Annotated in this window: 8 protein-coding genes; 4 read left to right on the top strand and 4 right to left on the bottom strand. The window is 69.8% G+C overall.

Going from position 1 to position 14788, the window contains the following annotated elements:
• From ACIBH4_RS08780 to ACIBH4_RS08790, 3 genes are all read right to left on the bottom strand, one after another.
• Complete coding sequence (locus ACIBH4_RS08780; protein ID WP_350943382.1) at positions 1-1011, bottom strand: sulfotransferase; 1011 nt, start codon at positions 1009-1011, stop codon at positions 1-3.
• Between the two features lie 25 nt (positions 1012-1036).
• Positions 1037-2023: a CDP-alcohol phosphatidyltransferase family protein gene (locus ACIBH4_RS08785; protein ID WP_362502817.1), complete on the bottom strand. Its 987-nt coding sequence runs from the start codon at positions 2021-2023 to the stop codon at positions 1037-1039.
• A gap of 164 nt (positions 2024-2187) precedes the next feature.
• Entirely contained in the window at positions 2188-5658 is a 3471-nt protein-coding gene (locus ACIBH4_RS08790) for a bifunctional glycosyltransferase family 2 protein/CDP-glycerol:glycerophosphate glycerophosphotransferase (protein ID WP_362762994.1), read from the bottom strand.
• 490 nt (positions 5659-6148) lie between these two features.
• Between ACIBH4_RS08790 and ACIBH4_RS08795 the strand changes: the two genes are divergently transcribed.
• The 3 genes from ACIBH4_RS08795 (at position 6149) to ACIBH4_RS08805 (ending at position 11900) form a co-directional block, all read left to right on the top strand.
• Complete coding sequence (locus tag ACIBH4_RS08795; protein ID WP_362762991.1) at positions 6149-7762, top strand: NAD(P)/FAD-dependent oxidoreductase; 1614 nt, start codon at positions 6149-6151, stop codon at positions 7760-7762.
• Between the two features lie 122 nt (positions 7763-7884).
• Positions 7885-10767 carry a bifunctional glycosyltransferase family 2 protein/CDP-glycerol:glycerophosphate glycerophosphotransferase gene (locus ACIBH4_RS08800; RefSeq protein ID WP_362762988.1) on the top strand — a complete coding sequence of 961 codons (2883 nt, stop codon included), beginning with the start codon at positions 7885-7887 and terminating at the stop codon, positions 10765-10767.
• A complete protein-coding gene (locus ACIBH4_RS08805; RefSeq protein ID WP_362762985.1) occupies positions 10764-11900 on the top strand; it encodes a glycosyltransferase in 1137 nt (378 codons plus the stop codon). Before ACIBH4_RS08800 ends, ACIBH4_RS08805 begins: the two co-directional genes overlap by 4 nt.
• A 182-nt stretch (positions 11901-12082) precedes the next feature.
• Here the strand turns inward: ACIBH4_RS08805 and ACIBH4_RS08810 are convergent, their stop codons facing one another.
• The gene (locus tag ACIBH4_RS08810; protein ID WP_362502832.1) at positions 12083-13669 is read right to left on the bottom strand and encodes a hypothetical protein; all 1587 of its coding nucleotides are present in this window, start codon (positions 13667-13669) and stop codon (positions 12083-12085) included.
• A 275-nt stretch (positions 13670-13944) separates the two neighbouring features.
• Between ACIBH4_RS08810 and ACIBH4_RS08815 the strand changes: the two genes are divergently transcribed.
• Positions 13945-14781, top strand: coding sequence for a polysaccharide deacetylase family protein (locus tag ACIBH4_RS08815; protein WP_362502835.1), 837 nt, complete (start codon positions 13945-13947; stop codon positions 14779-14781).
• The last annotated feature ends 7 nt before the right edge of the window (positions 14782-14788 follow it).

The raw sequence follows: 14788 nt of genomic DNA on the forward strand, positions 1-14788 counted from the left end.
TCAGACCTTCGCAAGCTCGCCGAGTTGCCGGCTGGTGAGCCTCGCGGCCACCGGGCTCGGCTCGCGGAACCGGTTGACGCGGTCGCGCATCTCCTTGCGCCTGCGTGCCCAGCGCCGCTTGGACGCCGCCTTCTCACACGCCTCGACGTGGGTCTTGCTCGCCTTGGGGGCGCCGCTCAGCTCGTAGCCGTTCGCGGTGAGCCGGTCGCCGAGCACCGTCTCGCACACCGAGATCTCCCAGGGCTCCAGCCTGGCCTTCCACGACCCCGCCCTCGCCGTCGTGACGTCGCCGTGGGTGTGGCTGTGCCAGACCTTGTGCTGCGGGATCGCCACCCTGGCGACGTGGTACGGCTCGGTCATCGCCGGGTCGTAGTCCTCGCCGAGGAAGTCGCAGAGCTTGCTCAGCTCGGTCTCCGGGTAGGCCGTCAGGTCCTCGTAGCGCAGCTCGTAGTAGCTGTCGGCGGGGAGCCTTTTGGCGTGGCGGCGGCCGTAGTCGATCGCCTCGCTCCAGTTGACCGCCGCGTGGAAGACGTCCTTGGTGTACCAGGGCATCTCCTTCAGCGACGCCACGCAGTCGCGGCCGTCCCTGATCAGGTGCACGAACTGGGCGTCGGGGAACAGCCGCAGCAGGAGGTCCACGTGGTGGTAGTAGCTGGGCCGCTTGTCACCCCAGCGGCTCTTGCCGTACTGCTCGGCGTAGGAGCGGAAGGTGATTCCCATCGCCGACCCCAGCGTGGGCGGACCGGCGACGATGTCGTCGATCAGCCTGTCCCCGTCGAGCTTGAGCTCCTTGAACTTGGTGTCCTTGTCGCTCACGATCCACCGGCCGACCCTGCGCCGGTTGCGTTCCTCGCGCAGGTCCCCGAAGGAGAACCTGCGGTAGTAGCCGGGCACCACGAACCGTGTCTCCGGAGGCACCGCGATGCGCGGGTGCGAGTGCAGCATGAGCTGCAACATCGTGGTGCCGGAACGCGGACAACCGATCACGAAGATCGGGCGGTCGGACTGCATGACAACGAACCCCCGTAAAGCTTGGTCAAACAGATATGCGTGGCGCCTTTCCGACGAGCGGTACGACGGGCACCACCCGGGCGAAGAGCCACATTCGGTAGATCAGAACGACCTCGTTCAGCAGAAGCAGGACCCCCGCCGCGACCGCGAGGGGTACCAGGGCGACCGTCCCGACCAGCGGGGCGACCACGAACACGGCGGCGTGGAACTCGATACCGCTGATCAGGTGGGTCCGCACCCGGTGGCGGGCCAGGAGGCGGGTGAACCTGCGGGGCAGCCTCGGGCGCCTGCCTTTCCTGGGCCCCCGCCGTACGGCCCCGTCCTCTCCCCGGTTCTCGCCGCGAACCTCTTCACGGTCTTCTTCCCGGTCCTCGAATCCGGCGACTCGCAGCGGCTCGCGGGGCGTGATGACCTCGACGGGCCTGAGGCGTCCCGCGTGGACGGTGTGCCCGGCGGCCACCGGCGCCTCCCCCGCCCTGGGGGATCCCACGGTCACCACGGACTCGACGGGTACCGGCCGTCCGAGCCGGTTCTCCCTGACCACCTCGCGCACGCGCTTCATCTGCGGCGCGTTCACATAGCGGAACAGGTCGAGGACGGCCACCCCGGCACCCAGCAGGATGTAGGAGACGTCCCCCGTCACCACGTACTGCCCGGACGCCAGCCCCGCGGCGCAGCAGAGCACCCTGATCCGGTCGCCCACGTAGTCGAGCCAGAGCCCGAACGCCGTCCCCGTCCCCTTGAGCCGGGCGATCTTCCCGTCCATGCAGTCGACCATGAAGCTCACGTAGAACAGCAGTGCCCCCGCGGCGAGCCGTCCTGACGCGAAACAGATCGCCGAGCACATTCCGAGGATCAGGGAGAAACGGGTGAGCCCGTTGGGGGTGATGGACGTGTGGTTGGCGACGAGCAGGGTGAGCCTGCACGCCACCGGGTCGACCAGGAAAACGGTCCACCAGGAGTCTTTTCGTTTCCGGGTCGCGAGAACGTCGTCCAACGAATAGGCCCTCATGCGTTCCAGCATGGCCACGCGGTGTCTCCTGTCATCTACGCTCTGTAACTACTGGAAGATCTCCATGCCACTTCTTGACCGACCCGCGCCATGGGGCTCCGGCGCTTGAAGGACACGAAAGGCCGAGGAGGGCTTCCCCGGCCTTTCGTGAGGACGAAGGGCGGCTACCGGAAGATCCGGTCCACGGCCCTGGCCGCCGCGCCGCCGTCCTCCAGCGGACAGAACCTGGCGGTGAAGGCGTCGTACGACTTCCGGTACTCACCGGGCACCTCGTCGGCGTCCCGCACGGCCGCCACGACCTCCTCGGTCGTCCGCAGCAGCGGCCCGGGGGCCTCGGCCTCGAAGTCGAGGTAGAAGCCGCGCACCTCGTCGCGGTAGCGCTCCAGGTCGTAGGTGAAGAAGAACATCGGCTTGCCGGTCACCGCGAAGTCGAACATCGCCGACGAGTAGTCCGTGATCAGCAGGTCCGCGACCAGGTAAAGCTCCTGGATGTCCGGATATATCGAGACATCGAAGAGGAAGTCCGTGCCGACCCTGGGCAGCCTGTCCGTGACGTTCGGGTGCTTGCGGATCATGAGCACATGGTCCTCGCCGAGCTTCTCCGCCATGTGCCGAAGGTCGAGGCGCAGGTCGAGCCGGTAGCGTCCCCTGCTGTAGAGCTTGTCGTCGCGCCACGTCGGGGCGTACAGGATGACCTTTTTGTCCTCGGGCAGGCCGAGACGCTCCCGGATCTCCCCGATCCGCTCGGCTCCGGCGCGACGCAGCAGGTCGTCACGAGGGGAGCCGATCTCCAGGATCTCCCCCTCGAACCGCAGGGCACCGTCCAGGATCGAGGTGCACCAGGGACTCGGCGAGATGAGGTGGCTCCACCGGGCGACGGCCCTGGCGAGCCGCTCGTGCTGGTCGGGCCTGGCGAACGGCACCTTCTCGACGTCGAACCCGACGCGCTTCAACGGCGTGCCCCGCCAGGTCTGCAGCACCGTCTGCCCCCCTCTGCGCTCGAACCAGGAGGGCAGGTGGCTGTTGGTCACGATGTACCTGCAGCGGGCGAGGGCCTCGAAGAACTCCCGCCCGTACCGGCGGATCGGCGTCACCCCCTCGGGCAGTTCCACCTGCCCGTCCCGCACGACCCACATGAACTCCAGGTCGGAACCCCGCCGCACGAGCTCCTCGTAGATCGCCTTCGGGCTGTCGGAGAACTGCCTGCCCCCGTAGCTGTCGAAGAGGACGGCGGGCCGCAGCGGTTCCTGGCACCTCGCGGGGTAGAAGTCCTCGCGCAGCAACCGCTGCTGCTTCGGCCTGCCCGAGGCGCGCAGGTCGTCGCTCACGGTGAAGACGGCCTCGTCCATCAGGTCGGTGTCGAAGACGAACGTACGGGTCGCGGAGATGTGCTCCAGCGGCGCGGACAGCCGGAACTCCATGCGCATGTCACCGGTGCCGGTGCCGGTACGGATCGCGAAGCCGTGCGTGCCCGCCGGCAGCGGCAGCCACCCACCGAGCGTCTCGCTCCCCTCGGGCGTCACCGTGGCGCTGCCGTCGACGAGTGGGAAGAGCCGCTCGGTGAGCCGGTTGCGCGAGGTGACGACCAGCCAGGCCGGGCCGTCGATCGGGCGCATCGGGGCCCCGGTCACCCTGAGGTGGCCCAGGTCGGTCCACTCCACCCGTTCCACGTAGAACGTCGGCCGCTGCTCGCGTAGCACGAGCCCACCGGCCTGCGACCGGTTCAGCACCACGTCGCGCCCGCGGAGCCGGTAGAGGCCACGCTCCACGTCGCGGGCGACGAGCAGCGGCCGGGCCTTTCCGCCGTCGGGGACGACCTCGAAGTGCCACTCGGCTCCGGGGTTGAGCGCGCTCATCTCCAGGCCGGCCGGGTCGAGCCCCGGCCAGCGCTCGGACAGCACCTCGTCGAGGCCGACCACCGCCTCGAAGGCGCCGTCCGACACGGTCATCGGATAGCGCCGGTCACGGCCCCCCTGCGGCCGGATCAGCCGCAGCGCCGGCGCGGCGCCGAGGTCGTCGTCGCACCGGCCGCCGATCCTCAGCTTGCCCTCGGCCACCCGGTGGCCGGTGACCCGGCCACCCGGCCGCTCCACCCGGAGCCTGAACTCCTCGGCGGGCGTCCACTCCGTCCACGCCACGGTCCCCGGCTCGCGCTCGGTGAACTCCAGCCGCCGCGCGGCCGGGCTCGGCTGCCCCAGCCTTCCCCTGCGCAGGAGCCCCCGGGACAGCACGCACAGGTCGATCCGCCAGGACGAGCCGGCGGGGAGCCTGGCCGGGTCGACGGTGAGCCGGAACCCGCACCAGTCCTTGCGCCTGCGCGGGCCGGTGTCGACCAGCGACAGGCCCCGCCTGATCGTGACGGGGAGCCGGATCCTGCGCCTGCGACTTTCGGTGCCCGCTGTGCCCTCTGTGCCCTCGGTGCCCCCGGTGCCCTCTGGGACGAGCCAGGCGAGGAGGTGCTGCTGCATCCGCCTGCGGGGACGCAGGTAGCGCAGCGAGATACGGCCCTCGACGACCAGCTTGTCGTCCTTCCATTCCAGGCTGTCCACCCGCTGGCGCAGGTCCAGCTCCTCGCGCATCCGCGTGGCGGACCGCTCGACCTGCACGGGAACGTTGAGGTGGTAGCCGCGCAGGCCACTCCCGACGACGCGGGCGGTCGGCTTCACCGTCCTGTCCCACTCCAGCAGCTGGAGCAGGTCGCTCATCCTGCGTTCCTTGACGAGGATCCACTTCACCCTGCGCTGCGCGGGCAGGAGCGGGAGAACCTTCGGCCCCGCCCTGTCGAGGTAGGCGCACGCCAGGTCGAGGAAGCGGCTGCGGAACTCCTCCCCCGCCTGGTCGAGCACCTGCAGGAAGTTCGGCAGGTCGCTGTCGAGGACCATCCGGTCCCACGCCCTCAGGTGCTGGGTCCGCCCCGTGTCGACGAGGAAGTTCCGCACGGAGTCGACGGCGGCGAACCGGTCCTCGATCCCCTTGAGGTGCCCCCGGTTCTGCGTGATCGAGACGCTCTCCCCCTCCCGCTCCCGCCACAGGTAGACCGGGGTGGACAGCACGTCCACCGCTCCGGCGAGGAAGTGGGCGGGCAGTGCGACGGCGATGTCCTCCCACAGGACCCCCTCGGGAAAGCTCAGTTCCCGCTCGTCCCAGAAGGAGCGCCGCCAGAGTTTGTTCGTGACCAGCCGGTCCTTGAGCAGGATCTCGTCGGCGGTCACGTGGGTCCGTCTGGCGGAGTTGGCGAAGATCGCCTTGTGCATCGCCGACTGGCGTACCCCCTGCCCGCTGAAGCGCAGGACGTTGCCCGTGACGAGGTCGGATCCGCTCTCCGTCAGAGAGCACACCATCGTCTCGACGGCCGTCAACGGGAGCATGTCGTCGCTGTCCAAAAAGGCGAGGAAATCGCCGGTGGCGTGCCTTATGCCGGTGTTGCGCGCGGTACCAAGGCCCCCGTTCTCCTGTCGGATCAGCCGGAACCGGGCGTCACGCTGGGCGAAGGTCTCGGCGATCTCCGCACTGGAGTCGGGAGAGCCGTCGTCCACCATGACGACCTCGATGTCACTCCAGGTCTGCGCGACCAACGACTCCAGACACGCCTCAAGGTACGGCTCCACGTTGTATATGGGCACGATGATGCTCACTGGGGCCACGATCGGTCCTCCGGTAGTCGAAAGCTCACAGTCCGGTCCATCGGCGTGAACGCCGGACATGGCACGCGGGCGAAGATCCACTCAGCGTGGAAGATGTCACGGGCGCGCGGCGGGAAGCCCAGTGGTCGCCGGAAAGCGGCGGAAGGAGCCCGTGTGCCCGTCGACACAACCTGGCGGCCATGAACGCGACGTAGACGTCACGTCAGCAGCATGGCTCCGCGCCAGGCCGGGCGAGCCCAAAATATGACCGCGATGGAGTGAGCTGACCGAGACTTGACCATCTCCGGCACATCTCCCGCGGCCGGCCGATCCATCCTCGGGCCCGTGACGCGGCAACGCCTCCCCCAAGCCCAGGTCAAGGCTGGGAATGCACACGTCCTAGTAAGACGTGATGACCCTTCGGTCCCCCCTGGCCGTCCGACACGATCGGGTGACCGAGACGGGTGAGATCGCGGCAAACGGCATTCGCGGGGGGAAACGCATGGACTCAACAGTGGTCGTGGGAGCGGGGCCCGCCGGGCTCACCGCGGCCTACGAACTGGCCCGGCGAGGACACCCGTGCCAGGTCTTCGAAGCCGACCGCGTGGTCGGCGGCATCAGCCGGACGGAGGAACGCGACGGCTGGCGCTTCGACATCGGCGGGCACCGCTTCTTCACGAAGGTGCCTCGGGTGGAGGACTTCTGGAACGAGATCCTCAGCGAGGAGGACTTCCTGCTCCGCCCGAGAATGAGCCGCATCCACTACGGAGGCCGTTTCTACGACTACCCGCTCAGGGCGTCCAACGCCCTGCTCAACCTCGGTGTCCTGGAATCCCTGCGGTGTGTCGGCTCGTACGCCTGGGCCAGGATCAGGCCGCCCGCCGACCAGTCCACCTTCGAGGGCTGGGTCGCGGCCAGGTTCGGCCGGCGGCTCTACGGGATCTTCTTCAAGACCTACACCGAGAAGGTGTGGGGCGTTCCCGCCGCGAGTATCCAGGCCGACTGGGCCGCGCAGCGGATCAGGGACCTCTCCCTGGGGAAGGCCATCGCCGCCGCGCTGAGGCCGGGGAGGAACCGCAAGGAGATCACGAGTCTCATCGAGGAGTTCCGCTACCCCAAACTGGGACCGGGCATGATGTGGGAGGCCTGCGCCGACCGGGTCCGCGAACAGGGTTCCACCATCCACCTCGGCGCCCGGGTCGAACGGATCCGCCGCCACCACGGCCGCCTCGCCGTCACCGTCCGCCACGACGACGGCGAGAGCGAGGGGGCCGGTGTCCTTCGTTCGAGTGGCGGCGTCCACGACGACGGCGTTCGCCCGTACGGCGGTGCCCTACGCCACGACGGCGCCTTTCTGAACGACGGTGCCCGCCAGGACGGTGTCGGGGGCGCCACCCGCGAGGTGCACTGTGACAACCTCATCTCCTCGATGCCGCTCAACGCCCTGATCCGCGCGTTCGGGCCGGACGTGCCCGATGTCGTCGCGGAGGCCGCCGCGGGGCTGAGGTACCGCGACTTCCTCACCGTCGCGCTGGTCGTCCCCGAGCGGTTCTCCTTCCCCGACAACTGGATCTACATCCACTCCCCCGAGGTCCGGCTCGGCCGGGTGCAGAACTACGGTTCCTGGTCGCCGTACCTGGTGCAGGCAGGACGGACCTGTCTCGGCCTGGAGTACTTCGTCGACGAGGGCGACGACCTGTGGCGCACTCCGGACGAGGACCTCATCGCGTTCGGCACCCGGGAGCTGGAGCAGCTGGGCCTGGTGACCCCCGGCTCGGTCCGGCAGGGCTACGTGGTGCGGATGCCGAAGGCCTACCCCGTCTACGACGCCGGTTACGGCGGCAACGTCGAGGTGCTCAGGAAGTATCTCGACGTGGAGTGGCCGGAGATCCACCCGGTCGGCCGCAACGGCATGCACCGGTACAACAACCAGGACCACTCCATGCTCACCGCGATGCTGACCGTGGAGAACGTCGTCGAGGGAGCCGGGCACGACGTCTGGCAGGTCAACGTCGACGCGGAGTACCACGAGGAGCACGCGGACCGGCCGAGGGCCGCGAGGGGCACCGGCCGTGACGCCCCCGTCCTCCTCGCCGACACGTCCGCCTCGGGCTGAGTGCCCACATCCAACACCAGCGATCCCATGACGCCTTGCCCTGCCTCCGCCGCCTCCGCTCCGTCGAGCGCGGACCACCGCGGGTCGAGGCTCTCCTCCCAGCCGCCTTGGAGTTGCGCGCCATGACAGCACAGCCGTACACGGTCCCGGACGTCAGCGTGATCGTCATCACCTACAACGACGCGGCCCGGTTACCCCGGGCCGTACGCTCCGTTCTCGGCCAGACGCTCAAGAACCTCGAAGTGATCATCGTGGACGACTGTTCCGGTGACGAGACCCCCGCGGTGGCCAAGATGCTCACCGAGGAGGACGGCCGGGTCCGCTACCTGCGGCTGCCCGCCAACAGCGGTGGCTGCGGCGCGCCGCGCAACGCGGGCATGGACGCCTCCCGCTCGCCCTTCCTGATGTTCCTCGACAGCGACGACGAGCTGCCCAGACACGCCTGCAAGAGCCTCCTGCTCGAAGCGGAGGCGACCGGCGCCGACTTCGTCATGGGCACCGTGGAGCGCGTCGACGAGGCGACCGGCGCCGTCACCCTCTGGTACCCCCAGCTGTTCGCGGAGCGACGGGTCGTGGACGGCATCCGCGCCGAACCCGAACTCCTCTTCAACTGCCTCGCCACCAACAAGCTGTACCGGCGGACCTTCCTCGACGTCACCGGCATCCGTTTTCCCGAGGACATCCACCACGAGGACATCGTCTGGTCGACGGAGCTGTTCTGCCGCAGCAAACTGTTCGCCGTCGTGCCGTGGCCCGTCTACCGCTGGCTGCTCGCCGCCACCCCCGCCACCAGGTCGATCTCGTCGCGGCGGCACGAGCTGGAGAACGTGCGCCAGCGCGTCGCCGCCGCCGTCCTGAGCGACCGCGCCCTCGCGAACACCCACTCCCTCGACCTCAAGGAGGACAAGGACTTCCGCTTCCTCTCCCACGACCTGCGCCTGTACCTGGGCGACCTGCCCCAGCGTGACCCGGCGTGGATCTCCGACTTCGCCGACATCGTCATCCCGTACGTGGACACGCTCGAACCCGCCGCGATCGAGCGACTGACCAGGGCGGAGCGGGTGTGCCTCCAGCTCGTCCGCGAGCGGCGCGGAGCCGAGGCGGCGCTCGCCGCCGTCGAGCTGGGGGGCAGGCACTCCATTCCGCCCCGGGCGGTCACGACGGACGGCGATCGGGTGTTCTGGGGGACGCTGCCCCCTGGGGACGAGCAGGCCAGGAGCGAACTGGACGTCACCGAGCTGCGCCTGGCCGAGCAGCCACTGTCCGGAGCACTGCTGCGGCACGAGCTCATCGACCTGCAGGCGTCGAGGGACCAGATCCGGTTGCGCCTGCGAACCTACGACCCCGGCCGAGTGCTCGACGGCCGCACGCTGACCGCGTGGCTCCGCGTCGGCGGCAGGAAGAGGACGATCACCTCGATCCCCGTCCAGATGGCCCCCGTCGTGATCGAGTCACTGGAGGAACGGGAGAAGAAGACCCTGAGAGGGCTCGAAGGGCAGTGGGAGCCGGAGGAGCCGGAGAGGACGAGAATCCCGCGGATGACGGGAGGTCCTCCCGAGGGGACGGGAATCCTGGAGGGGACGGTGACGATCTCCCTGCCCGACCTGGAGTGGCCGGACAACGCCGTCAGGCCGCAGGCGGTCATGATCTCGCTCCAGGAGGGCGAGCGCGGGAACCTCAGGCCCCTCCTCGCGGTCCCGGGGTTCTCGTTCACCTCCGTGGGCACGGTGGGCTCCGGCCGCCTCGTCCTCGAGGCGTCCGCCGACCTCCCGTTCCGCCTCATGGCGCGCAGGCCAGGACACGCGGCCAAGCGGCGTTTCCCGAGCGTGCCGGAACTCTGGCGGGGCCTGCTGGCCGACCTCGCCACCCCCCGCAACCTGGGCCGCTTCTACCGGCTGGTCAGCATGACGGTGCCGGTGAACCGGAACCTGGTGCTGTTCGAGTCGGCCGAGGGCACCGGCTACACCGGCAACCCGCGCTACGTCCACGAGGAACTGCAGCGGCGCGCCACCGGCCTGCGGGCGGTCTGGTCCCACGCGGACGTTCCCGAACGTTTCCCCGAGGACGTCGGTCTCGTCCGGCGCGACACCTTCCGCTACGCCTGGACCCTGGCGCGCGCCGGGCACTGGGTGGACAGCCACAACCTGCCCTACTGCTACCGCAAGCGCGGGGGCACCCGCTACCTGCAGACCTGGCACGGTCAGGTGCTCAAGAAGATGGGCCTGGACGAGCCCAGGCACCGGACACAGCCGGCCCTCGCCAGAAAGTACGCCGAGGCGGTGGCACGCTGGGACGCGCTGCTCACCCCGGGCCCCGACTTCCTGCGCGACTTCGCCGAGGCGAGCGGGTTCAGGGGCGAGCTGCTCCACGCCGGATACCCGCGCACCGACGTGCTGGTGCGGCACATGGAACCGGCGCAACGCGAGCGGGCGCGGCAGGTGAGGGAGTTCTTCGAGATCCCCGCGGGAAAGCGGGTGATCCTCTACGCGCCCACCTATCGCGACAACAGGCGCTTCAGCGGCGACTCGATCCGGCTCGACCTGCCCGCCCTCGCCGGCGCGCTGCCCCCGGACTGGGTGATCCTGGTGCGCGCCCACCAGTACGACCGCTTCACGGTGCCCGACCCGCTCGGCTGGCTCGTCCGGGACGCTTCGGCGTTCCCCGAGGTCAACGACCTGATGCTCGCCTCGGACGTCCTGGTGACGGACTACTCCTCGATCATGTTCGACTACGCCTGTCTCGGCAGGCCGATCCTCTACTACGTCGACGACTACGAGCGCTACGCCTCCGCCCAGCGAGGGGTCTGCTTCGACCTGGCCGAGGTCGCCCCGGGGCCGCTGCTGCGCGAACCGGGCGAGCTGGCCGAGGCGCTGGAGCGGCTCACCGAGATCACCGAGAGGTACCGGCGGCGCTACGCGGAGTTCCGCGACCGCTGGTGCGGCCTCGACGACGGGCAGGCGAGCGGCAGGGTCGTGGACGCGTTCTTCCCGGAGGTCATGCGTTGAGATCGCGAGACGTCTTCTTCCTCAGCACCGACGGCGACTCGATGGGCGGGTCCCAGCGGGTCATCCACACCCTGGCCCAGGGCCTCGGCTCGCGGGGGCACAGGGTGACCCTGATCAGCATCAATCCCTCCCGGCAGCCGCAGACCTACGTCGCCGACCCCGTCTACCGGCACGCCACGCTGTACGACACGCCCGCCCCCGAGCCCGCCGCCCGCTCACTGCCGTGGCGCAGGGGCAGGCAGAGAAGGAGCCCGGAGGAGGTCGCCGCCGCGAGGCGGAAGCTGCTGCGGCTGACGGACCGGATCGACGGCGGGCGCGGCGGATACCTGGTCATCGCCTCGCCCTGGGCCGCCCACTGGATCGCCGACCTGCCCATGCCGCACATCGCCAAGATCGGCCAGTACCACCAGTCGTACACCGAGGCGGTGGACTCACCGAACCTCAAGCTCATCAAGAAGCACTACGCCCACCTCGACAAGGCGCTGTTCCTGTGCGACGACTACGCCGCGTCCTTCACCGCGCACCGGCTCGCCAACTGCGGCACCATGCTGAACCCGGTCAGCGTCTTCCCCGAGGAGGCGGCCCCGCTGCGCAACCCGCGGATCGTCTCGGCCGGACGGCTGGTCAGGGTGAAGCGGATCGACCTGCTGATCGACGCCTTCGCCGCCGCGGCCCCGGCCGTCGCCGAGCCGTGGGAGCTGCACATCATCGGTGACGGGCCGCTTCGGGCGGCCCTGGAGGCGCAGGCCGCCCAGACCGGGCTCGGCGACCGGATCGTCTTTCGCGGACAGGTCGAGAACGTCGAAGCCGAGTACCTGGACGCCTCCATCGTCACCCTGAGCAGCGACTTCGAGGGATGGGGGCTGGTCCTCGCCGAGGGCGCGGCCTGCGGGCTGCCCGCCGTGGCCTGCGACGCCTCGGCGGGGGTGAGGACCCTGGTCGAGGACGGGGACAACGGCATACTGGCCGAGCCCGGAGACACCGGGAGCTTCGCCGCCGCCCTGGAGCGCCTCATGTCCGATGCCGGGCTGCGCCGCAGGATGGGGGCGAGGGGCAGGGAGCGGATGAGGAGGTACCGGCTGCCTCGCGTCCTGGAACGCTGGGAGGCGCTCTTCGACGAGCTCGACCGCTGACGGTTGGGCCCGCACCCGGCGGGTCCGACCGCTGACGGCTGCCCGCACCCTGCGGATCGGAACGGGCGTGGTGCCCAGGAGACGCGAAGGGAACCTCCGGCACGTCACACCCGGCGCCGGACCCGATCCCGGCGGCCCACGGGGACCTTCGGCTCTCCTGCGGAACGGCTCGGGGGGCACCGCTATCGACGGGAGAGCAGGATCCCCGCCTCCCGCAGGAGCAGCGGAACGAACAGGACGCCGACGAGGATCGGCGACACCATGAACCGGAAGTCCGGCGCGGTGTTGGTGAGGATCACCCCGACCTGCTGCCCCGCGACCACGGCCGCCCCCGCGAGTGCCGCCCGGCTGCCCGTCCGCCACCAGGCGAGCGCGGCCGTGGCGTAGGTGAGGTAGCACCAGAAGGGCGCCCGCCAGAGCAGCCATTCGAACTGCCTCACCGTGCTCGCGTCCAGCGCGAACAGCCCGGCGGCGAGCAGCCCTTCGGAGATCGGCCGCCGCCGCATCGCCGAGGCCGCCGGAGTGCCCTCCCAGCCGTCGGGGAGCCGGGGATCCCTTGGGGAGAAGCGGTAGAGCTCACCGCCGGGCTCGCCCGAGGTCGGGCCGAGCTGCCAGGCGAGCGCGGCGCGGCAGATCCTGGTGCTCAGGATCGTGCCCGGCGCGCGGACCAGCAGCCCTCGCCACAGCTCCAGGATCTCGGACATCCGCTGTTCGGCCCGCGCGTGGCCGAACCCGGGATCGAAGAAGACCCGCGCCATGGTCTGGCAGGTCGCCCCCCGCCGCCAGACGTCGAGCGGAGCGACCTCCGCCAGGAGTTCCCGCTGCTCGCGGTCGAAGAGGTGGGGCCTCTCCCCGTACGCCACGGCGAGGTCGCCGAACACCGTCTGGTAGGCGAACGAGCGGGACGGCGACGCGATGCCCATCGCCGGGTAGCCGACGCCCAGCAGGAGCAGGGGCGCCGCCACCGCTCCGGCCGCGAGCGCCGCGACCCGTCGGCGGGCCCCCGGGCGGCCGGACAGGAGCGCGACGAGCGGGACGGCGGCGAACAACGCCACGAGGAAGCCGTTGTTGCGGAAGAGCCCCAGGCCGAGCAGTTCGGCCCCGAGAGCGGCGAAGCGCGGGTCCCACACCCACCGGCCGCCCCCGCGACCGGCCACCCCCCGCCCGCCGGCCCCGGCCGCATCCCGCACCCGGCCCTGCTCCCGTGTGACGAGCCCGGCCACGTCCCGCACCCGGCCCTCACCTCGCACGACAGTTCCAGACCGCAGCCCCGGCCGGGTCATGAGCCGTACCGCGGTGCCTGCGGCCAGTACGGCGCACACGGTGAACGGCACGTCCTTCCACATCGACACCGTGAAGGCGCCGAGCGGCGGTGACAGCGCCGCGCACCCCACCGCCACGAGCAGCGGGCGTCCCCGTACCCCCAGCGACCGGATCGCGCCCGCGAGGTGGGCCAGGGCGGCGGCCATCGCCGCCGTCTGCAGGAGGGTGACGGCGGACAGGTCGCCGGTCACCTTCAGGGAGAGCCCGAGCAGGGCGTCGTAGGCGACCGACTGCCCGGCCACCCAGGGGCCCGTCGTGACGTGCGCGACGTAGGTGACGGAGTCGGGACTCATCAACCCGGGGTGGAAGCCGAGCCACCAGCCGAGCAGCGCTAGCTGGGCGGTGGCGTAACAGGCGAGCGTGAACCGCCGGTCGCGGGCCGGTGCCCCATCGGCCGCCCCGCGCCCCTTATCGACCGGTTTCAAGCTCGCCGTACTGATCGTCATTTTTTCCCAGCGCGTTCCTCCAGGGGACCGATGCCCATCATCGAGTACGCCCGAGGCGCGCCCTGGGCGCCCACAGCCCGCTATACGCACCCATGACCTGGGGAAACGTCAAGTTTGCGTTGGGCGAAGACAGTGCGCCCCGGCCGCGGGAGAGCACGCCTTTCACAGGACATCGTGACGCTTCAGCCTCAGGAGGCATCAGGCACCTCGATAGGATGCCCATTCGACCGACGTCGATTTGACCCGGAGCTCCCCTCATGAAGTCTCCTGTCCGAATGTTGCTGGCCACATCCTGTGCGCTGGCCATGATTTCCGTCCCGACCACCGCGTGGAGCGCGGAGAAGCCCGAACCGACGGCCACGACGGCGAGCAAGGCCAAGCCCGCCCCCAAGGCCAAGCCCGCGCCGAAGCCGAAGCCCGTGGACTGCGCGAAGGTGAAGTGCATCGCGCTCACCTTCGACGACGGCCCCGGCAAGTACGCCGACAAGTTGCTCGACACCTTCAAGAAGCACAAGTCCAAGGCGACGTTCTTCCTTGAGGGCCAGTACGTGAAGTCCCGCCCCGCGTTCGCCAAGCGGATGGTCACCGAAGGCCATGACATCGGTAACCACAGCTACACCCACCCGCACCTGCGGGAGATCTCGGAAGACAAGATCCGCGAGGAACTCACCAAGACCCAGGACATCGTCAAGAAGGTCACCGGCAAGTACCCGACGACGATTCGCCCGCCCTACGGCGAGTTCGACGAGCGGGTATCGGCGATCGCCACCCAGATGAACATGCCGATCATCCTGTGGAACGGCGGCTCACGAGACTGGGCGACCAAGAACGAGAAGGCCATCTACGACGAGGTGCTCAAGAACGCCAAGCGTGACGGGGTCATCCTCATGCACGACTGGGTGGAGCAGACCGTCAAGGTGATGCCGAAGCTGCTGACCGCGCTCCAGAAGCAGGGCTACCACGTGGTGGCCGTCTCCTCGCTGCGCGGCGCCAAGGCCACCCAGCCCGGGGAGGTCTACCCCGTCGGCTCCGAGAAGGACAAGGAGCTGCCCTCCGAGTCGCCCACCGGCGACCCCGAGGACTACGGCCAGTCCCCCGACGACGGTCTCTGAGCCTTAA

The organism is Streptosporangium sp. NPDC050284, assembly GCF_044459525.1.
Classification (GTDB): Bacteria; Actinomycetota; Actinomycetes; order Streptosporangiales; family Streptosporangiaceae; genus Streptosporangium.

Coding starts and splice junctions, on each gene's coding strand:
- ACIBH4_RS08785 (WP_362502817.1), bottom strand. CDS start 2,023: ATGAGGGCCTATTCGTTGGACGACGTTCTCGCGACCCGGAAACGAAAA.
- ACIBH4_RS08810 (WP_362502832.1), bottom strand. CDS start 13,669: ATGACGATCAGTACGGCGAGCTTGAAACCGGTCGATAAGGGGCGCGGG.
- ACIBH4_RS08800 (WP_362762988.1), top strand. CDS start 7,885: ATGACAGCACAGCCGTACACGGTCCCGGACGTCAGCGTGATCGTCATC.
- ACIBH4_RS08795 (WP_362762991.1), top strand. CDS start 6,149: ATGGACTCAACAGTGGTCGTGGGAGCGGGGCCCGCCGGGCTCACCGCG.
- ACIBH4_RS08780 (WP_350943382.1), bottom strand. CDS start 1,011: ATGCAGTCCGACCGCCCGATCTTCGTGATCGGTTGTCCGCGTTCCGGC.
- ACIBH4_RS08815 (WP_362502835.1), top strand. CDS start 13,945: ATGTTGCTGGCCACATCCTGTGCGCTGGCCATGATTTCCGTCCCGACC.